Origin of the sequence: Streptomyces sp. PA03-3a, from assembly GCF_033792735.1 — a bacterium.
Classification (GTDB): Bacteria; Actinomycetota; Actinomycetes; order Streptomycetales; family Streptomycetaceae; genus Actinacidiphila.
This window is the reverse complement of record NZ_JARAVM010000003.1, coordinates 95,891-115,678: the sequence shown is the minus strand read 5'-3', so window position 1 is coordinate 115,678 and position 19,788 is coordinate 95,891. Positions and strand designations below refer to the sequence as shown.

Here is a 19,788-nt window from a genome sequence, read left to right as displayed (position 1 = left end):
GACGACCGCCGATGAGGACCATCCAGGGCCGCACCGACCATGTGGTCGTCGTGGGCGCGGGGCTGGCAGGGCTCGCCGCCGCCCTCCACCTGCTGGGCGCCGGCCGCCGGGTGACCGTACTGGAACGAGCCGCGGTGCCCGGGGGCCGCGCCGGTCTGCTCGAACTCCAGGGCTACCGCATCGACACCGGCCCGACGGTTCTGACCATGCCCGACCTCCTCGAAGACGCGTTCGCGGCCACCGGCGGCTCTCTCGCCTCACGGGTGGAGCTGAGGGCGCTGCATCCCGCCTACCGCGCGCGGTTCGCCGACGGCTCCGCCCTCGACGTCCACACCGAGCCGGACGTGATGGAGGCCGAGGTCGCCGGGTTCGCAGGCGGGCGGGAGGCGCAGGGGTACCGGCGGCTGCGGTCCTGGCTGGGCGAGCTGTACCGGGTGCAGATGCGCAGCTTCATCGACGTCAACTTCGACTCGCCCCTGTCCCTTCTCACCCCCGACCTCGCCCGGCTGGCGGCACTCGGCGGATTCGGCCGGCTCCAGCCGCGCATCGCGCGCTTCGTCAAGGACGAGCGCCTGCAACGGGTGTTCTCCTTCCAGGCCCTGTACGCCGGAGTGCCTCCCGCCCGGGCACTGGCCGCGTACGCGGTCATCGCCTACATGGACACCGTCGCCGGCGTGTACTTCCCGCGGGGCGGCATGCACGCCGTCGCCCGCGGTCTCGCCGCCGAAGCCACGGACGCCGGTGCGGACCTCCGTTACGGGAGCGAGGTCGCCGCCCTGGAGCGCGGCCACGGCGGCAGAGTGACGGCCGTGCGCACCAGTGAGGGCGAACGGATCCCCTGCGACGCCGTGGTGCTCACGCCCGACCTACCGGTGGTGCACCGGCTCCTGGGCCGCGTTCCCCGGCGGCCGGTACGACTGCGGTGGTCTCCATCCGCGTTCGTGCTGCACGCCGGGACCCGCCGGACGTGGCCGCAGCTGGCGCACCACACCCTCTCCTTCGGCGGCGCCTGGACCCGCACCTTCGAGGAACTGACCCGTCTCGGACGCCTCATGAGCGACCCCTCCCTGCTCATCACCAGGCCCACCGCCACCGACCCCTCGCTCGCGCCCGAAGGCCGGCACCTGCACTATGTCCTCGCCCCGTGCCCCAATCTGGCCACCGGCCGCGTCGACTGGAGCCAGGCGGCCCCCGCCTACCGGGATCGGCTGATGGAGGAACTGGACAAGCGCGGACTGGAGGGGTTCGAGGCGTCCGTCGAGACGCTCCGCACCGTGTCGCCCGCCGACTGGGCAGCGGACGGGCATGCGGCGGGCACACCCTTCTCGGCGGCGCACACCTTCGCCCAGACGGGACCCTTCCGCTCCCGCAACCTCGTCCGCGGCGCCGGAAACGTCGTCCTGGCCGGCTGCGGCACCGTGCCCGGTGTCGGAGTGCCCACCGTGCTGATCTCCGGGAAGCTTGCCGCCGCCCGTATCGCTGGGGACCGGGCGGTGGCGCGGCGGGGGCCGCGGAGGAGCGTCCTGTGACGGCCCGGGAACTCGACGCCGCAGGAATCACCGAGCCCGCGACGCGGGAGGCCTACACGCGCTGCCGCGCGTTGAACGCGCGGCATGGCAAGACCTACTTCCTGGCCACCCGGCTGCTCACACCGGACCGCCGCCCCTTCGTCCACGCGCTCTACGGCTTCGCCCGCTGGGCCGACGACATCGTCGACGTCGACCACGGCCCCGGCGGCGGAGCGCCCGCGGCCAGGCAACGGGACCTCGCCGATCTGGAGACGGCGCTCCTGGACGGGTTGCGCAGGGGCCGGGCGGACCATCCGGTCGTCACCGCCCTGGCCGACACCGTCCGCCGGCACCGGCTCGACCACGCGCTGTTCACCGACTTCATGGCCGCCATGCGGATGGACCTGACCGTCACCGGGTACCCCACATACGCCGATCTGGCCGGCTACATGCACGGGTCGGCGGCGGTGATCGGCCTGCAAGTCCTCCCGGTCCTGGGGACGGTCACCTCCCGGGAGGAGGCCGCCCCCGCCGCGGCCGCCCTCGGCGTCGCCTTCCAGCTCACCAACTTCCTGCGCGACGTCGGGGAGGACCTGGACCGCGGCCGTGTCTACATCCCCGATGACATCCTGACCGCCCACGGGGCTGATCGCGCGCTACTGACCTGGTGCCGCGGGCGCGGTACCACCGACCCGCGAGTCCGCGGCGCCCTCCGTGAGACCGCCGCCCTCACCCGTGGTGTGTACCGGCGGGCCGCCGTCGGCATTCCCATGCTCGCTCCCGTCTCACGCCCCTGCGTCCGAACGGCCCTGGTGCTCTACCGGGGCATCCTCGACGAGATCGAGGCCGCCGATTACCCGGTGCTCCACCGGCGCGTGGCCGTGCCCCGGCACCGCCGCGCCCGTGAAGCCGCCCGCGGGCTCGTCGGTGTCGTCTCCAGCCGCGTCACCCACCGTGCGCGCTTGCGGCCGGTGCCGTGCGGCGCCACATCAGACACGCCCGAGGAGTCGACCGTATGAGCCGCTCCGGCCGTCCGCTGCATCCGCTGGCGCTGCTCAGCGCCGGCAAGTGGCAGGATCAGTCGCCCACCTGGCGTGACGCCAGGCCCGCCCTCATCGCGTCCGCGCTGAAGCGCGCCCAGGCCCGTCCGTCCGGCAACTGGTACGTGGTGGCCGCAAGCACGGAGGTCGACGGGCGCCGCGTCACCGGCAGGTGCGTTGCGGGCCTGGAGGTGGTGCTGTGGCGCGACCGGGAAGGACACGCACGAGCCGCCCCCGGGGCCTGCCCGCACCTGGGTGCTCCGCTGTGCGACAGCGTCCTGCGGGACGGCACGATCGTCTGCCACTGGCACGGCCTCGCCCTGAAGCCCTCGGGACGCCCGGGGTGGGAACCCTACCCCGCCCACGACGACGGCCTCCTGGTGTGGGTGCGGCTGGACGCCGTCGGTGGTGAGGAACCCTCACCGGCGCCCGCCGTGCCCGCGCGCCCAGCCCCGGGAGCCTCGCTGGCGGCCGTCATGACCGTCGCCGGGCGGTGCGAGCCCGAGGACGTCGTCGCCAACCGGCTGGACCCGTGGCACGGGGCCTGGTTCCACCCCTACTCCTTCGCCGACCTCACCGTCGTCGAGGCGCCCGCCGGCCACGACACGGACGCCTCCGACACGGCGCAGGACCGCTTCCTGGTCGACGTCTCCTTCCGTGTGCGCGGACGCCTCGGCGTGCCGGTGCGGGCGGAGTTCACCGCACCCGGGCCGCGCACCGTGGTGATGCGCATCGTCTCCGGGGAGGGGGCCACCAGCGTCGTCGAGACCCACGCGACCCCCCTGGGGCCCGGCAGCGACGGACGACCGCGCACCGCCGTGACCGAGGCCGTCGTCGCCCACTCGCCGCGCCCCGGCTTTGCCCTTGTGCGCCGGAGCGCGCCGCTGCTACGGCCAGTCCTGCGGCACAGCGCCGCCCGCCTGTGGCGCGACGACCTGGCCTACGCCGAGCGCCGCTACGCCCTGCGGAGCCAGGGCCGGTTCCCCGGCTGAAGCCCCGTCTCGTGCGCGGTGCCGGCACGACGCCTTCAGCCCCGGCGTGACAGGACGCGCATGACAGGGTTGCGCCCGCCCACCGGGACCGACCACAGCGGGTGGCCGCGCACTCCCCAGGACGCCAGGAGGGCGTTCGCCGCCTGGGTTCCCGTGGTGGCCGCGCGTTCCATCAGGGCGACGGGGAGCGCGCAGCGCACGTGGTCGCCCGCGACCACCAGGCGGGGGTGGCGGGTGCGCACCGTGGGGCGGTCCCGGTAGCCGCCGACGGAGAACAGTGGGCAGTCCTGCCGCCATTCGTGGCGGGTGTCGACCACGGCCGCCCCGGCGCACTCGGGGTAGATCCGCGACAGTTCGCGCCGCATGGCCGCCTGGACGGCGCTGCGGTCGGCCGCCGGGCCGACCGCATAGGCGTGGAGTTCCACCACCGAGCCGCCGGTCGTCCTCGCCCAGCGGGCCGCCTCTCCCTCCCAGTGGCTGAGGACGGTGACGTTGTCCACCGGGCCGTATCCGCTCGTCCCGAGGAATCCCGGCCGGTCGGAGCGCACGGGGCGGTCCAGCCAGTAGCGCGAGACCAGGAAGGGCGGGGCCGGCTGGAGCCGTTCGACCCCCGCACGCCAACTGGCCCCTTCCAGACCGGGCGACGCCGCGACCACGCTCCGCAGGCCCGCTGCGTCGAGGGCGAGGACGACCGCGTCGTACCGGTGCTCCTCCGGCGTGCGGGACGCAGCGGTGGCGGCGACCGCCAGGCGGAAACCCTCCGCGTCGGGGGTCACGGCATGGACGGTGCTGCCGGTACGGATGACGGTCCCCAGACCGGACAGGTGGTCGGCGAGTGGGTCCCAGAGCGCCTGCGGGTACGGCTCCCCGGGCACGTCGAACAGAAGTCCTTCGGAGGAGCCGAGGAAGTAGATGTGGAACATCAGCACCAGTTCCGCGGCGGAGAGTTCCTTCGGATCGGCGAAGAAGCTGCGGGAGAACACCTCGAACGCCAGGTCCCGGGCGTCCTCCGGGAAACGGACGTCGTCCAGGAAGGCCGACGCGCTCACCCCGTCGAGCCGTTCGTACACGTCCGGGATGCTGACGTCCAGGAGCGGCAGGGCGGCCCGCGGGTTCATCCGCGCCAGGCCCGACCAGCCGAAGGACGGGCTGAGCGCGACGAAACCCAGCACGCTCCACGGCGGTGTACGCGGCACGTTGCGGAAGCTGTCGCTCGCGCCGGTGGCGCGCCGCAGCGGGTAGTCGGCGAGCGGCCGCAGCCGCTCGAGGCCCGGGTCGGCCCGGCGGAGCACCGCACGGAGGTTGTAGTACTGGCGGAAGAAGGCGTGGAAGCCCCTGCTCATCGTGACCTGCCGGCCGTCGGCCAGAGTGGTCCGCCATCCTGCGGCCCTGCCGCCGAGCACATCCTCCCGTTCCAGCAGGTCGACGCGCACGCCGCGCTCGGCGAGCGCGACGGCCGCCGCGATCCCCGCGATGCCTCCACCCACGACGGCCGCGTGTGGTGCGGGAGCCGGCACCCGGTCGGCGCCGTCCCGCGCCGGCCACAGGACGGCCCTGCGGTCGCGGCCCGGGCGCGTCGGCCGGAACGGGCGGTTCAGGGGCATGCGGTGGCCTTTCGTCGCGGGAGCAGTGGGAGTTCCAGGAGAGAACGCAGCATGGCCGGCACCGGCGTGCCCAGACCGATGGCCCACTCGTCGCGCAGCGTCGACGTGCCATCGAGGAAGCGCAGTACCCGCTCCGGGGGATTGCGGCGGAACAGGGCCTCGAAGAAGGCCGCCCCACCGGCCCGGCCGGTCGCCAGGGCGCGCAGCATGACGGCGTCCATGAGGCGGTGGCGGGCCGCGTGCAGCGCCGGCGGACGCGGAGTCCGGCCCGCGTGCCAGGAGGCGGCGATCGCGGCCGACTGCCGCTGGATCGCCGCGAAGGCGTACCCGGTGGAGGGCCGGGCGGCACCGCCGGCCACACCGATGCGGAACACGCTCTCTCCGGCAGACCGGGGGAAGCGCCCGTCCGTCATGGGGATGATGCCCTGTTCGACCGCGGTGACCACGTGTCCGGCCGGCCGCAGTACGCGCTGGACATAGTCCTCCAGCGCCGCATCGTAGGCGGACCCGGTCAATGGTGCGGCGGAGAACTCCGTGTACTCGACCAGTGCCTCGCGGGGGGTGAAGGGCAGCACGTAGGCGAAGGACAGACCTTGGGCGGGCTGGGGGGTGCGGAAGTCCATCAGATCGGCGACACCGGGCTCGAAGCGGTCCGCACGGACGGTGACGAACCAGCCCTTGAAATGCTGCAGGAGAGTGGTGCGGGCCGGCGGCAGTTCGCTCGGGGGCCGCGAGTCGAAGGCCCAGCGGGCGTGGAGCCGGACCGGACGGCCCGCCGCGTCATGGCCGGCGATCTCGGCGCCTCCCGGCGCGTCACGCACCTGGTCCACTGTCGCCTCCACCCTCATCACGCCGGGCCGACGGGCGAGTACGCCTTCGACTGCGTGGAGGAAGTCGGCCGAACGGATCATCCGGTACGCGCGGCGGGACGTGAAGCAGACGCGGCGGCCGTCCCCGGCCGTGATCCGCAGCCGGTCCCAGCGGGCGGTGACCAGGCTTTCGAACTCGTCGCACTCGTCCCCCCAGAAGCACCATGTGCGGGCGGGGGAGCGCACGGGGGAACCCAACGGGGGCTCGACGAGCACGAGCGACACGGGGCGACCGGCCGGGCCCGGCGAGGCCGTCAGGCGGTGCGCCAATGACAGCCCGGCGGCGCCCGCCCCGACGATCGCGATGTCGACGGCACCCCGGATACCGGCATCGTCCAACGGATCCTCCCGGAGGTTGGTGGTGCGAAGCGGTCGTGGCGATGATCGCCCCTGCCGCCGCCGGAAGGGGGCACGGCCGGGTCGGACACGCGGTTCTTGACCCGTCCGTGGACGGCTCCGCCGAGGTGCGTTCCGACGGGAGCGGCGGTGGGATGGACAGCGGCATGGCGTGGTGCGCGTGCGTCCCGTCACCTGTCCCGGCAGCAGAGGAGCCCGTCATGACCGTGATGCACGGTGGTGAACTCGCGTCCGCGTTCGACCACGCCGCCACGCTCTACGATCGGATGGTCGCCGCCAATCCGGGCTACCACGCTCATCTGCGACGGTCCGCCCGGCGGCTGGGACTGCCCGCCGGCGGGGGAGGGATGCGGCTGCTGGACCTGGGATGCGGCACGGGTGCGTCCACCGCCGCCCTGCTCACCGCGGCCCCGCGTGCCCGGATCACCGCGGTCGACTCCTCTGCGGGCATGCTCCAGGTGGCGGCCGGCAAGCGATGGGGCCCCGGTGTCACGTTCCTGCACGCCCCGGCCGAGCGGCTCGCGGCAGCCGGGGCGGCCGGGCCGTTCGACGCGGTGTTCGCCGCCTACCTCTTCCGCAACGTGGCCGATCCCGATCTGGTCCTGGACCGGGTGCGGGACACGATGGCCCCGGGTGGGCGCATCGCGATCCACGAGTACACCCTCAGCGGCCGGACGCGCCATCGCGCGGTGTGGACGGCGGTGTGCAGGGGACTGCTGCTGCCCGTCGGGCAACTCGCCGGGGACCGCCCCCTGTACGAGCACCTGTGGCGCAGCGTTCTCGCGTTCGACACCGCCGACGCCTTCGCCGCACGGATGCGGGGGGCGGGATTCACGCACGTCCGGGTTCTTCCCCTGCCGGGCTGGCAGACCGGGGTCGCGCACACGTTCGTGGCGCGGGCGCCGGCCGGCAGGCGGGTGTGACAGGGCGCGGGATCCCCGGCTCGTGGTGAGCCGGGGACCCCGCCGTTCTCAGAAGGACCTGCGTGCTGCGGACGCGCCGTTCGGTGAGCCGGTGACGGTGAACTGGGAGCCGGGCTCGATCAGTACGTCACCCTGGGCCGAGTTCGTGATCGTGACGTCGGTGAGGGTGGCGCTGCCGCGGGCGCCGCTCATCGCGAGGATGCCGGAGCCGTTGACGGACTTGTCGATGCGGACACCGGTGACCTTGACACCGGGCATGGAGCCGCCGCCCGTCTTGAACTGAATGCCGTCGTAGGTCGAGTCGTGGATCTCGGTGTCCCGGATGGTGACCCCCGGGATGTCGGTGGCCTGGGCGAAGAGCGTGATGGCGCCGAACTCCTGCGCCTCGCCCCAGAACGCGCCGCCCGTCCGGTACAGGGCGTTGCCCGAGATGAGGGTCTGGCCCGAGAAGGGGATCGGGTCGTGGTCGGTGGCGAGCATGATGCCGGGGTAGTTCATCGTGTCGGAGACGATGTTGTTCTCGATGGTGTTGCCGTAGCCGCCGTAGACCGCGATGCCGTTGGCGCGCCAGGGCAGCTGGATCGTGTTGTTGCGGAAGTGGTTGTCGTGGCCGACGTCGACGGAGGTGTCCTTGACGTACTTGCTGGCCCACACCGCGAGGGCGTCGTCGCCGGTGTTGCGGAACGAGGAGTTGAAGACGGTGGAGTTGCGGGTGCCGTTGGCGAAGTTGATGCCGTCGGCGTAGGTGTTGCGGATCCGCACCCCCGTGAACTCCAGCCCGTCGCCGGGCCCCCACAGCTCGGGGATGTTGGAGTAGTCCCGGCCGGCCCAGACGCCGACGTTGGCGTGCTCGATCCAGACGTTGGTGATCTTCGTGTCCTTGCCGAAGCGCCCGTTGAGGCCGACGCCGCCCTCGGCGTTGCCGTCGCCGCCGCGGATCGTGCCCGAGCCGAAGATGGCGATGTCGGAGATCTGGGTGTTGTGGTCGATGTCGAAGCCGAAGTTGCCCTCGTGCGGGTGGTTGATGCCCCCGGCGTTCTGCGGCGGGGTCAGGGTGTAGAGCTGGGAGTGCCACATGCCCGCGCCGCGGATGGTGACGTCCCGGATGCCCACCTGGTTGTACTGGCCCCGGTTCTGCGGGTCGTCGGTGAGGATCTTCTGCTCCTGCCGCCACTGCCCGGCCGGGATCCACACGCAGGGGATCTGGCCGTTCTGGTCGGCGGTGACCGCCCGCTGGATGGCGTCGGTGTCGTCGAGCCCGTCACCGGGGACGGCCCCGTACTCGGTGATCGAGGCGCAGTCGGCCGGCTTGGTCAGCGCCGGGGCGACCTGCTCCAGGTCGATCAGGTCGATGACGTAGTAGGCCGCCGAGTCGCCCGCGTCACGCTGCAGCCGGAAGGTGGTGCCCTGCGGGTACGTGCGCGACAGCAGTGCGTGCGACTCGTCGAACAGCCGCCGTGCGTCGCCGCCGGGCCGGTTGGTCAGCCCCTCCGGGTCGTCGGTGCTGCCGTACAGCCAGCTGTGCTTGGAGGACAGCGACAGTTTCTGCACGAAGGCGCCGTCGGCGTAGAGGCTGATCGTGGCGTCCGATCCGCCGCCGCCCGCGGCGTCGGGGATGGAGTTGCGCACCACGATGGAGTTGGTGGAGGTGGTGGAGGTGAACTCGACGTACTGTCCGCCGGAGTCAAGCCGGACGGACTTGCGGCCCGACGACTCGGTCGCGAAGTTGGTGTGCCCGAAGGTCCGCTTGGCGTCGGCCGTGAGCAGGGTGCCCTGGTAGCGGCCGTTCTCCGCCTCGTACTCGGTGTACGGCACGGCCGCGCCGCGTCCGACGACGAGGGGCTTGGCGAGCACGTTGTTGTTCTCGTTGGTCTCGGCGACCAAGCCGGTGGCGTCCGCGGTGGCCGTGAGGGTGGCGCCGCCTGCGGTCGCCGTCCAGGTGCCGCTGATGGCGACGTTCACCGTCGCGCCCGCCGCGACCTGGCCGGTCGTGCCGTTCAGCGTGGTGGAGCCCGCCTGCAGCCTGGTCACCGAACCCTCCGCCGCGGCCGTCGTGCCGCGGTTGTGCACGGCGACGGTGAAGGAGACGGACGAACCCACGGCCGGATTGGCAGGGTTGGTGGTGATGCCGGTGACCTCGAGGTCCGGTCCGGGGGCCTGGCTGACGACCAGGCGGTCCGCGGCGTTGCGGCTGTTGTTGCTGTCGTCCAGCTCGGCCACCGTGTTGCGCGGGTCGACGACCGCCGAGACCGCGTAACTGCCCGCCGCGCGGGTGCCGGCGGAGACGGCGACGGTGGCGGACTCGCCCGGGTCGAGGGCGGGCACCGAGGCGGATCCGGCGACCGTGCCCTCCACGCTCACGTCCACGGTCGTCGCCGCGGAGCGCGCGGTGCCGGCGTTGCGTACCCCGGTGTTCACGGTGACCGCGTCCCGCTCGGACGGGGTGGCCGGTGACCAGCTCAGACCGGTGACGGTGAGGTCGGGAGCGGGCGCGGCGGTGCCGACCACCTGGAACTCCGCGACCTGGCCGCCGGGCGCGCCGGAGTTGGCGAAGAACCGCAGCCGTACGTCCTCCCAGCGCCCGCTGACCGGGATGGTCACCGCGTTGCCCGTGCCGGGACTGAAGGAGTAGTCGGCGCGGTCGCGCAGCGAGGTGTAGCCGGTCCCGGACGGCGCGCGGCCCAGCACCTGGACGGCCTGGGTGCGGGCCCCCCACACGGGGTCGGGGTTGAGCTTGACCACGACGCCGGTGACGTCCGCGGCCGAGCCGAGCTTGACGGTGAGGTCGGCAGGGTGGCCGGCCGCCTCCCAGTAGGTGGAGGTGGAGTCGTCGGTGGCGTTGGCGGCCACGAAGTTGTGCACCGACGAGGTGGCCTCGACCGGCTTGTTGCGCGCCAGGTTGGTGCCGGTGGGCGGAGGGTCGGTCGGGCCGCCCTCCTCGCCGTACACCTCCAGTTCCGACAGCTGAGCGGCACTCCAGCCGGTGTTGCCGGTGACGTTGACGCGGACGTACCGGGCGTCGGAGGGGGTTGCCAGGTCCACGGTGACGGCGTTGGCCTGCGCCGGGTTGAACACCCGTCCGGCCGAGGCGGCGAGCGTGCCGAACGAGGAGCCGTCGGTGCTGCCCTGCAGGGAGAGCGTCTCGGTCCGGGTCTCCCATCCGGAGGGCAGTTTGAGCACGATCCGGTCGACGCTGCGGGTCGCGCCGAGGTCGACCTGCACCCACTGCGGGAAGGAGCCGGCCGGGCCCTCCCAGTAGGAGGCCTGGGTGCCGTCGGTGGTGTTCCCGGCCGGGTACTCGCCGTGGGAGCCGCTCGCGGTGGCTGGGCGGCCGAGAGCGAGGTTGACGTCGGCGGCGGCAGCGTCCGAGGCCGTGGGGGCTGCCTGTGCGGGGGCGGACATCGGCAACAGCGCGAGGGTCATGAGCCCGGCCAGGGCGGCGGCGGACAGCGACCGTCGGCCGAGGGGTCTCCAACGCATGGGGTCCTCTATTCCGTGGGGGGCGGGGCGCGCGGCGGGCGGGCGAGGAGGAACCAGGGGGAGCGGGGGAAGCGCGGGAAGCAGGGACCGGAGGGTGCCGTCCCGACACAAGAGCCGGCCGTGCACGCCAATTGAGTAAGGCAGTCAACTTCTTGCGGAAAGCGCGTCATTAGGTTTCTCGGACGTCTCGGGTTTGTCAACAGCTCGTAATCCGGCCGCACTTGAGGGCGGACCGTGCTTGCGCTGCTTGCGGAGCACTTGCGCGCGGCTGCTCTGACACACCTGCGGCATAGCGCCAGGCAGACCCTCCGGGCGGTCCGTGGGAGGGGCGGCACCGGTGGGCAGGGCACTCGCAGTCAACGCAATTTATTGAGTGCACTACGCAAGATCGCTGGCTGCGGGAAACACGAAGGGGCCGGTGCCCGGTGCGTGATCGCACCGGGCACCGGCCCCTCACGGTGTCACTTCAGGCCGAAGGCCCGCGTGACGGTCTGGGTGACACCGCCGCCGTTGCGCTGTTCGGCGGTGACACGGATCGACACGTAGCCGGCCCGGCCCGGCGCGTTCAGGGCCGCCTGCCAGGTGCCCTTCTTCTCCTTGAGCCCCTGTCGCAGCCAGGTGGCCCCGTCGTCGTAGGACACCTCGAGCCGGACCGCGGAGACCGCGTCACCGGCAGCCTGACTGCCGAGCACGACCGGGTTGACGCTGAGTTCCGTCCTGCGCTCCGCCCTGCCCTCCGCGTCCAGGTCCGTGCCGTAGTCCAGCTGCACCAAGGGAACGGCCTGGACGCTCTCGGGGGCGCCGGAGGTGAAGCGCCACTCGGTGCGCGTGGCGGTCGAGTAGGGGCTGAGCGCCGTGTCACCCTTGGTGTCGACGACCAGCCGGTACGGGAGCTTCTCCGGCGCCAGGTCACCGACCCCGAACCAGGGGTAGCCCTCGATCCGGGACAGCTCCCGGTCGCCCTGGTAGAACGAGATCGCCTGGTACATGCCCGATCCGCCGCTGTGCGCCGACCCCGCGTCGCCGAACCCCTGGATGTAGGCGCTCATCGCGTTCTCGCCGCGGTACGGCAGATCGGATGCGATCATGCGGGGCCGGGTGATCGGCCCGAACCAGCGGTCCTTCTGCACACTGCCCGGCCGGTAGGTCATCAGGTCGGTCGACGAGCCGCCCCAGCCCTCCAGCCCGGCGTTCTGCTGCCACTGGACACCCGCGGTGACCCAGTCGGTGCGCCGTCCGGGCGCGACCACGTCGGCGGGAAGGGCGTTGGGCGAGAACCCCTTGTACGGCGGGTAGTCGTACGACGGGAAGTCCAGCCGCGACTCGGTGACCCGCCGTCCGGGGGGCGGGGTGAAGTCGAGGTCGACGCGGGCGAGGCTGCGGGCGTCCGTCCTCGCGGAGGGATCCGCGGGCACCCCGCCGAGGTGCTGGTCGAGGAGGTCGTACAGGTACGCCGGCGCCGGATGCGCCTCGACCGCGAGCCGCAGGCCCTTCCGGCCCGCGGCGCCGATCTCCTTGATCAGCGCCTCCCCTTCGTCCAGGGTCAGGGAGGCGACCGGGAGTTGCCCGGCCGTCACCTTGTCGGGTTCCCCGTACCAGTCGCTCCCGCGGCCCTCACCGTCGTTGACCACGAGGAGCAGCGCCGCACCGGCGGCACGCGCGGCGGCCGCCCGATCCGCGGGGGACACGGCGTCGCCGCCGCGGATCACCACGGCCCGGCCGCGGGCGGACACTCCGGCGTACTCGGCCTGCGTGCCGTTGCCGGCGAAGACGGCGTCGAGACGGGAAGTGCCGTCCCGCAGCGGCCGGGAACCGGGCTGCATGAGGGCGTCGTCGAGGAGGCGTCCGCGGTAGGTGATCGCCAGCGGCCGCTGTTCGGCGCGGATCCTGGTGGTCAAGGCGAAGCTGCCCTTTCTCACCTTGTCCTTGGTCGGCAGCGCCCACAGGCTGTCGTAGGCCGCCGAGGGCCAGATCCTCTCGCGCAGGGCGTTCCCGTCGCCGGGGGTGGGCGTGGCGGAGGTGAAGGAGCGGTACAGGTCGATCCTGCTGCTCACCACGCTGGTCGGCCGGGGTGTGGCCACCTTCACCTGGCGGGCGCGGGAGGCGTCGAGCTCCACGACCCGGTCGCCGGTGAGCTCGACCTCGGGGGCCGTCAGCACCGCGAGCCCGAGGGAGTGGCGGCCGCCGACGCCCTGCACGTCCGCCAACGACGAGACCATGTAGGAACCGGGAGCCCAGCGGCTGGTGAGCGACCCGTCGGGGATCCACAGGTATGTGGAGGCGCCGTCCGCGCTCCTGATCTCGACCTCGCCGCTCACGGGCCGGCCGTCACGGTCCTTCAGTCGGATGGTGAGGTCGTGCTTCTCGGACTCGACGGAGATCCCCACCGCGGTGTGCACCTCACCGCCCGCGTGGCGCGCCGTGACCCGGGCGGCGTACTGGCCCGCCGCGAGGCCCTGGGCGTCGACCACGACCTCGGCGGTGGCCGTGCCGTTCGCCGGCACAGTGACGCGGTCGCCGGACACCGCGAACACCCGCGCCGGGGAGTCGCCGCGGTCGACGGAGAGCCGCAACGTGAGGGGGCGGGACGTGGTGTTGGTGTAGGTGATCTTCCGCTCGACCGGCTGCCGCTGCGTACCGGGCGACCACCGTACGAGTCCCGCGTCGACCGATCCGGTCGCGACGACCTGGTCCTGGCCGTACGCGGCCGCCACGTTCAGCCGGCCGGTACCCGCCCGGTAGGGGCTGTAGTCGGGGGTCGGGACGCTGGTGCCCATCAGGGCGTCCTTGATCTGCCGACCCGTCCACCCCGGGTGCTTCTGCGCCAGGAGCACCGCCGCCCCGGCGACATGGGGCGTGGCCATGGACGTCCCGCTGTCGACCCGGTAGAAGCCCTCGCCCCACTCCAGGTACTGCGAGCGCGCCGCGAGTACGTCCACCCCGGGGGCGGTCATGTCGGGCTTGAGGGCGCCGTCGTTCATGCGCGGCCCGGCGCTGGAGAACTCGGCGAGGTGGTCGGACGCGTCCACCGCGCCCACGGTGAGCGCGGCGTCGGCCGTCCCAGGTGCGGCGAGGCTGTAGTCCCCGGGCCCGTCGTTGCCCGCGGCGATGACGAAGAGCGCGCCGGTCTCGGCGCTCAGCCGGTTCACGGCCTGGCTCATCGGATCGTCCTGGGTGTGCCAGCCACTGACGCCCAGGCTCATGCTGACGACCTTGGCGTGCTCGGTCCGCGCCGCCCACTCCATGCCGGCGATGATCCCGGATATCGTCCCGAATCCGTTGTCGCCGAGGACCTTGCCCACCAGCAGGTCGGCGCCCGGGGCGACCCCCTGCTCCTTGCCGCCCGAGGCGGCGCCCGTGCCGGCGACGGTGGACGCCGTGTGGGTGCCGTGCCCGTTGCGGTCGACGACGTTCTCGCCCGGGACGAAGCTGCGGGACGCCACGATGCGGTCCGCGAGGTCGGGATGGCCGGCGTCCACCCCGCTGTCCAGGACGGCCACCCGCACCCCGGCCCCGGTGCCGCCCGCGGCCCACGCGGCGGGCGCCCCGACCTGCGCGGTGGTGTCGGCGAGCGTCGCCTTCGCCTTGCCGTCGAGCCACACCTGGTCGACGCCGGCGGTGAAGCGCGGCGCATCCGCGGCCTCCTCGGCGCCGCCGGCCAGGCGTGCCGACGGCTGACCGGCGTCCTGCGCGGTGCCGGTGAGGGCCGCCCAGAAGTCCGCGGCCTTCGACCGCTCGGTGCGGACCGCCTCACCACGAACGGAGGGGAGGCTGAGAGTGGTCCGTGCACCGGGGAGTTCGGCCCTCTTCGCGAGGGCGGCGGAGCCCTCGGTGCGCGTGACGATCAGGGGGAGCGCGCCGAGATGCGCGTCGTCGTAGCCCTGGGCCAACAGCTGCGTGACGTTGAAGAGTTGCTTGTCCAGGCGTCCCGTCGCGATGTACGGCATCGCCTCGTCGGGGTACACGTAGGTGTCCCGGCCCTCGGTGGCGACACGCACCGAGCCCGTGGCCCCCGGTGCGCGTTCGACCTGCACCGCGGGGGCGGTGCCCTTCGGCCCCTGCGCCACCGTCACCTTGTCGCCGGTAATCAACGTGACCGTCGTGGGCGGGCGTTGCGCCGCGGCCGCGGCCTCGGTAGTCGTCGCGCCGGGCGCGGAGGGAGGAGCGCCGTGCGCCGCTCCGGGTGTCACGAGAGCGGCGACGAGAGCTGTGGCTGCGGCCGCTGTGAATCTTCGGGGGAAACGGGGTCTCACATTGCCCTCCAGAGTGGACGATCGGAGGAATCTGATCACTCTTGAAGAGCTCGTGTAAAGCACTTGAACCCCGAACTAACGGACTGTAACGTGCGTTATTTCCGAGCCGGTGGGCGTGGTCCGGGGAGCCGGCGTTGACGACCGGTCGAACATTAACTGAAACGGCCTCAGAAAGTGTCGCTGACCTGGGGATTCGCTCATACGGCGACGATGTGTGCGGTGCGTCGTGGAGCGGCCCGGAGGTTTACTCACCGGAAACTTTCGAATTCGACGTCGATACGGTCACTGGGGTCCGCCTTCCGCGAAAGTTTCGATGGGGCGGGGATGGTCGCTCGCACCCTTTGATGTGGCGGGCGGAAAGAGAAACGCGCCCATGTTGTGCGGTGAATCCGGGAGCACCCGAAGATGTCGCCATTTGTGGCGCGAAAGCCCGTGGTGGCGCGTCGCATCGGCCAAGTCGCCGTGTTCGGCGGCTGCTTGCTCTGCCAGACCGCCGGGATCGACAGCACGACCGACCCCCGGGGCGACGGAGTCCGTCGTGACCATCGGCACCCCCGTCCACCGCGGATCGCCACCGGCCGGGCCCATCCGGCCCGCGTGTACGGCTGATTGCTGGGCGGCAGGGACAACTACCCCGCCGACGAGGCCGTGGGCGGTAAGCTGCCGCCCGAGGCACGTGACGCCGCCCGGCAGAACCGGCGGTTCATGCGACGGCCGCCGCCTGGCTCGCCGCTCAGGGCGTCGACCAGTTCCTCGACATCGGCTCGGGCATCCCCACCGAACCCGACCTGCACCAGATCCTCCAGCGCCTGACACCCGCGGCGAAGGTCGTCTGCACGCACGACGACCCCTTGGTGCTGCACCAGGCACTGGCCCAGCTGACCGGACGTCCCGAAGGCGTCACGGACTTCCTCGAGGCCGACGCCCGCCGGCCGGAGGAGATCGTCGAGCACACACGCCGGGACAAGCACCTCACCCGCCCCGTCGCGCTCTCCCTCATCGCCCTGCTGCACCTCGTCCCCGACGGACAGGACGCCCACCGCGTCGTGCGCACCCTGCCATCCGCCCTGCCGCCGGGCAGCCATCCCGTCCTGTCCCACGCGACGTCCGATCTCCACCCCGAGCCGGCGGGGCAGGTCACCGCCGAGTACGCCAAGGGCGGTATCCGCCTCGACTTCCGCACCCGCTCCGAAGCCGCCCGCTTCTTCGACGGGCTGGACCTCCTCCGGCCCGGCCTGGTGACGTCCCCGGAGTGGTTCAGGACACGCCGGTCATCGTCCCCCGAGGCCAGTGGCATCTGCGCAGGGGTCGCCCGCGTCCGCTGACGCCCCCGCCCTCAGCGACGAAGGCCCGGGGACCTCAGGTCCCCGGGCCTCCCGCGGCCCGGTGGCGACGGAGCGGGCGCGTCAGGGGACGTCGATACGGCGGCCGCTGATGGCGTCCACGTCGATGCGGACCCACATGATGCGGTCGTCGTCCCCCGGCTACGGGCCGCTGTACATCCGCTGCGCCAGGTACCGTACGGCCTCCGGGCCTCGACGCGTCGGGCGGGGCCCCGCACCAGGACGCTCCAGCCCTGGCTGAGCGCCTCGTCCACATGGTCGACCTCGAAGACGACCTCGGTCCCGACGGCTTGGGCGGGGCCGGAGCCCGGCGCCGTCCTGAAGACGACGGAACGGTCGACCACGCTGTAGTTCACGGGCAGGACGGCCTCGTGACCGGGCGTCGTCACCGCGATCCGGCCCACACCGTGCCCGTCCAGCCGCGCCCGGCATTCGCCGGGGGAGAGCTCCACCAGGCGTGCGTGAGGCGAGGCGCGTCCGCGCCGGCCGGGCGGGAGGTCGGCCTCCCCTCCGCTGAGGGCGGTGACCGTCGTGTCCAGTACCGCCGCGAGGGTGCCCATCGTCCCCGGTCCGGGAGCGGCCGTGGACTGCTCCTCGATGAACCGCAGATGACTGGTGGCCATGCCGGCCCGGGCCGCGACCTCCTCACGGGTCAGACCCAGTTCGTCGCGCCGCTTGGCCACGCGCCGCCCCATGTCACCGGGGGGCGGCCGGAAACGGCTTCGGTGCCATGCCCCTCATCTCCTCGGTCCCGGGGTCCGAGGAGCGCGGACCGCCGCGCACGGTGATCGGACCCCGCTGATCGTCGTCCGTTCAAGGGTCCCAGACGGCGTCCACGACGCCCTCCACCGCGCGGGCGAACCGCGACGCCGCCGGGAGCAGCGACGGGTCGCCCGGTGGGCCGGAGAAGTGGACGACGCCCTCCTCGACGCGGACCCGCACCGGCGGGGGCTCACCGGGGAACAGGTAGGCGACGATCTCCCGGCCGACCTCCTCGGCGATCTCGTCGTCCGGGCGCAGGAAGACCTTCAGCAGGTCGCCCCGGCTGACGATGCCGCACAGCATTCCCTCACCGTCGATGACCGGCAGCCGCTTGACGTGCCGGCGCGCCATCGCGCGCGCCGCCTGCGCCAGGGTGGCGTCGGCGTGCACGCACACCGCGGGGGCGCTCATCAGCTCGTCGGCGGTGGTGGCGCCCGCCTTGCCCAGGTCCGGCAGCCGCCGCATCTGCTCGTGGCGGGAAGGGGCGCTGTCCCGGTACTCCTCCTTGGGCAGCAGGTCGGCCTCGGACACCACTCCGACGACCCGGCCCTCGCCCTCCAGCACGGGCAGGGCGCTGACCTTCCACTCCTCCATCGTCGTGACGACCTCCTTGAACGAGGCGTCCCGGCCGACCGCGACGACGGATCGCGTCATCACGTCGCCGACGACGTGCGGGCTGCCGTGCATGACGTCCTCCTCGCGGGCGGGGTCCGGTCCCCGTCCCCAGCCTGCTTCCGCGGCCCCGCCGTGCGCAGGGGCCTTCCGGCCCTTGTACGGGTCCGGCCGGTACCGGGGCGAGGCCCGGCGGTCGGACGATCGGGACCAGGACGACGGGGCACGCGCGTCCTCCGGCCGTCGGCGTGTCAGCCCACCACGATGCGGCGGCCCGTCACGGTCGACGGGGTGATGCGCAGCCACAGATCGCGCTCTCCGCCGGCCCACGGCCCGGTGTAGGCCTGCTCCTCGAGCCGTCTGACGCCCGCGGGGTCGGTGACGGTGTGCGCCATGCCGCGGACGAGCACGCTCCAGCCCTGGCTCAGGGCGTCGTCCACCTCGTCCACCTCGAAGGCGCACTTGGTGTCGGTGGCTTCCGCTGGGGTGGCGGCCGGAGAGGTGCGGAAGGCGATGGTGCCCTCGGCGACGCAGTAGTTGACCGGCACGACGGTGATCCCCTCGGGCATCGGCAGGGCGAGCCTGCCGACCCCGTGCGTGGACAGCAGCTCCCAGCACTCGTCGCGGCCCAGCTCCACCAGTTCCGCGTGTCCCGCCGCCCGCCCGCGGCCGGGTGGCAGGTCGGCGTCGCCGCCGGCGAGCGCGGACACACTCGTGTCCAGCGCCCTGGCCAGGCCCCGCAGCGTCGCGACGCCGGGAGCGGCGGTGGCATCCTGCTCGACGTACCGCAGATAGCCCGGCGCGATGCCCGTGCGTGCCGCCACGTCCTCCCGGGACAGGCCCAGCTCCTCACGGCGCATCGTGATGCGCCGCCCGATGTCCCCGGCCGCGGTGGTCGAGGGATGCTTCGTCATGGCGGTCACGTTCCTTCCTGTTCCCGGGGGGTGCCCCCCGGTCGATCGCCGTGATCCGGCGGCGCCGCGCGGGCGGCCCGGCCTTACACGCGGCCCGAGGTGAGGTCGAAGCGCACGTCCACCACACCTTCGACCGAGCGCACCATCCGGGCCACGACCGGCACCAGCGACCGGTCGCTGAGCAGGCCGCTCACCGTCACGACCCCGTCGGCCGCCTCGATGTCCACGAACTGCCAGGCCTCGGGCAGGAGTTCACCCGCGAGGAGTCCGCGCACGTCACGGGCGAGATCCTCATCCGTCCGCAGGAACACCTTGAGCAGGTCCCCCCGGCTCACCACACCCCGCAGCGCGCCGTCGGCGTCGACCACGGGCAGCCGCTTCACACGGTGCAGCGCCATCGTCCGCGCCGCCTGCGCCAGGGGCGCGTCCTCGCGCACGGTGATCGCCGGGGCCGTCATCAGCTGCCCGGCGGTGACCGCGGACGCCTTGTCCGGGACCGCGCCGACCGGTGGGGCGTCGTCCTCGCGGTGTTCCTCCTTGCGGAGCAGATCCGCCTCGGAGACCACGCCCACGACCCGGGTGCCCTCGGCCACCACGGGCAGGGCGCTGACCTTCCACCGCTCCAGGGTCCGCACGATCTCCTTGAACGACGTGCCCAGGGCGACCGCGACGACCTTCCTGGTCATCACGTCGCCCACCGACGCCGGATGCCGGTCGCCATTCATGGCCGCCTCCTTCGACGAGCGTGCCGGGTCAGGTCACCTCGACCCCTGCCGGTGAGCCGTGGCCTCCAGTACCGCGAGCCGACGCCAGTACTCCTCGTCGTCGATCTCGCCGCGGGCGTACCGCTCCGCGAGCAGCGCCCGCGCTTCCGGGTGATCCCGGTGGGCGGTACGATCCGCACCGCCGTCGGGGGTGTGCCGCAGCAGCACGGTCACGGCCAGGCCGACGAGGAACAGCAGTACCAGCCAGCCGAGGGACATCAGGGCCCAGCCCCAGCCGTTCATGTGGCCGTAGACGAACATCGTGTCCTCCTCACCGCGGCGCCCGGACCGCTGTCGCCGTTGCCGGCCGGGTCACCGCTGTGGGAGGACGGCCGCACGGAAGCGACCCGCCCCGGTCATCAGATCG

General features: G+C 72.9%; 13 protein-coding genes and 1 pseudogene. 5 read left to right on the top strand and 9 right to left on the bottom strand.

The genetic code is table 11. The annotated features are described in order from the left end of the window. The first annotated feature begins 11 nt into the window (after positions 1 to 11). Genes crtI through PV342_RS04380 form a run of 3 tightly spaced genes read left to right on the top strand, consistent with a single transcriptional unit; the run spans position 12 to position 3,540 of the window. Positions 12 to 1,529, top strand: a complete 1,518-nt coding sequence (gene crtI, locus PV342_RS04390) for a phytoene desaturase family protein (protein WP_500315836.1) — start codon at positions 12 to 14, stop codon at positions 1,527 to 1,529. After that, on the top strand, positions 1,526 to 2,527 hold the full coding sequence (locus PV342_RS04385) for a phytoene/squalene synthase family protein (RefSeq protein ID WP_400800896.1): 1,002 nt from the start codon (positions 1,526 to 1,528) through the stop codon (positions 2,525 to 2,527). The genes crtI and PV342_RS04385 overlap by 4 nt, the downstream gene beginning before the upstream one ends. Next, positions 2,524 to 3,540: a Rieske (2Fe-2S) protein gene (locus PV342_RS04380; protein ID WP_500315835.1), complete on the top strand. Its 1,017-nt coding sequence runs from the start codon at positions 2,524 to 2,526 to the stop codon at positions 3,538 to 3,540. The genes PV342_RS04385 and PV342_RS04380 overlap by 4 nt, the downstream gene beginning before the upstream one ends. A gap of 35 nt (positions 3,541 to 3,575) precedes the next feature. Here the strand turns inward: PV342_RS04380 and PV342_RS04375 are convergent, their stop codons facing one another. Both PV342_RS04375 and PV342_RS04370 read right to left on the bottom strand, forming a co-directional pair. Further along, the gene (locus tag PV342_RS04375) at positions 3,576 to 5,144 is read right to left on the bottom strand and encodes an FAD-dependent oxidoreductase (RefSeq protein ID WP_500315834.1); all 1,569 of its coding nucleotides are present in this window, start codon (positions 5,142 to 5,144) and stop codon (positions 3,576 to 3,578) included. Further along, positions 5,135 to 6,352: a lycopene cyclase family protein gene (locus PV342_RS04370; RefSeq protein ID WP_400800890.1), complete on the bottom strand. Its 1,218-nt coding sequence runs from the start codon at positions 6,350 to 6,352 to the stop codon at positions 5,135 to 5,137. The genes PV342_RS04375 and PV342_RS04370 overlap by 10 nt, the downstream gene beginning before the upstream one ends. 218 nt (positions 6,353 to 6,570) lie before the next feature. Between PV342_RS04370 and PV342_RS04365 the strand changes: the two genes are divergently transcribed. Next, positions 6,571 to 7,293 carry a class I SAM-dependent methyltransferase gene (locus PV342_RS04365; protein WP_400800887.1) on the top strand — a complete coding sequence of 241 codons (723 nt, stop codon included), beginning with the start codon at positions 6,571 to 6,573 and terminating at the stop codon, positions 7,291 to 7,293. A gap of 48 nt (positions 7,294 to 7,341) precedes the next feature. Here the strand turns inward: PV342_RS04365 and PV342_RS04360 are convergent, their stop codons facing one another. Continuing rightward, a complete protein-coding gene (locus PV342_RS04360) occupies positions 7,342 to 10,773 on the bottom strand; it encodes a CARDB domain-containing protein (protein WP_500315833.1) in 3,432 nt (1,143 codons plus the stop codon). 461 nt (positions 10,774 to 11,234) lie between these two features. After that, the gene (locus tag PV342_RS04355; RefSeq protein ID WP_500315832.1) at positions 11,235 to 14,864 is read right to left on the bottom strand and encodes a S8 family serine peptidase; all 3,630 of its coding nucleotides are present in this window, start codon (positions 14,862 to 14,864) and stop codon (positions 11,235 to 11,237) included. Positions 14,865 to 15,593: 729 nt separating this feature from the next. Between PV342_RS04355 and PV342_RS04350 the strand changes: the two are divergent. Beyond that, a pseudogene (locus PV342_RS04350) lies at positions 15,594 to 16,351 on the top strand (SAM-dependent methyltransferase). 11 nt (positions 16,352 to 16,362) lie between these two features. Here PV342_RS04350 and PV342_RS04345 read toward each other — a convergent pair. From PV342_RS04345 to PV342_RS04325, 5 genes are all read right to left on the bottom strand, one after another. After that, positions 16,363 to 17,052 carry a pyridoxamine 5'-phosphate oxidase family protein gene (locus tag PV342_RS04345; RefSeq protein ID WP_400800878.1) on the bottom strand — a complete coding sequence of 230 codons (690 nt, stop codon included), beginning with the start codon at positions 17,050 to 17,052 and terminating at the stop codon, positions 16,363 to 16,365. A 130-nt stretch (positions 17,053 to 17,182) separates the two neighbouring features. Further along, positions 17,183 to 17,818: a CBS domain-containing protein gene (locus PV342_RS04340; RefSeq protein WP_386992470.1), complete on the bottom strand. Its 636-nt coding sequence runs from the start codon at positions 17,816 to 17,818 to the stop codon at positions 17,183 to 17,185. A gap of 176 nt (positions 17,819 to 17,994) precedes the next feature. Beyond that, on the bottom strand, positions 17,995 to 18,657 hold the full coding sequence (locus tag PV342_RS04335; RefSeq protein WP_500315831.1) for a helix-turn-helix domain-containing protein: 663 nt from the start codon (positions 18,655 to 18,657) through the stop codon (positions 17,995 to 17,997). A gap of 83 nt (positions 18,658 to 18,740) precedes the next feature. After that, positions 18,741 to 19,382 (bottom strand): CBS domain-containing protein, encoded by a 642-nt coding sequence (locus PV342_RS04330; protein ID WP_400800872.1) that lies wholly within the window; start codon positions 19,380 to 19,382, stop codon positions 18,741 to 18,743. A gap of 33 nt (positions 19,383 to 19,415) precedes the next feature. Further along, positions 19,416 to 19,682, bottom strand: coding sequence for an SHOCT domain-containing protein (locus PV342_RS04325; protein WP_400800869.1), 267 nt, complete (start codon positions 19,680 to 19,682; stop codon positions 19,416 to 19,418). Positions 19,683 to 19,788 lie beyond the last annotated feature (106 nt).

Bases quoted from the DNA above. Each gene is read 5' to 3' on its own strand.
- PV342_RS04325 (WP_400800869.1), bottom strand. From the start codon at position 19,682: ATGTTCGTCTACGGCCACATGAACGGCTGGGGCTGGGCCCTGATGTCC.
- PV342_RS04380 (WP_500315835.1), top strand. From the start codon at position 2,524: ATGAGCCGCTCCGGCCGTCCGCTGCATCCGCTGGCGCTGCTCAGCGCC.
- PV342_RS04335 (WP_500315831.1), bottom strand. From the start codon at position 18,657: ATGACGAAGCATCCCTCGACCACCGCGGCCGGGGACATCGGGCGGCGC.
- PV342_RS04365 (WP_400800887.1), top strand. From the start codon at position 6,571: ATGACCGTGATGCACGGTGGTGAACTCGCGTCCGCGTTCGACCACGCC.
- PV342_RS04375 (WP_500315834.1), bottom strand. From the start codon at position 5,144: ATGCCCCTGAACCGCCCGTTCCGGCCGACGCGCCCGGGCCGCGACCGC.
- PV342_RS04330 (WP_400800872.1), bottom strand. From the start codon at position 19,382: ATGAATGGCGACCGGCATCCGGCGTCGGTGGGCGACGTGATGACCAGG.
- PV342_RS04340 (WP_386992470.1), bottom strand. From the start codon at position 17,818: ATGCACGGCAGCCCGCACGTCGTCGGCGACGTGATGACGCGATCCGTC.
- PV342_RS04360 (WP_500315833.1), bottom strand. From the start codon at position 10,773: ATGCGTTGGAGACCCCTCGGCCGACGGTCGCTGTCCGCCGCCGCCCTG.
- crtI (WP_500315836.1), top strand. From the start codon at position 12: ATGAGGACCATCCAGGGCCGCACCGACCATGTGGTCGTCGTGGGCGCG.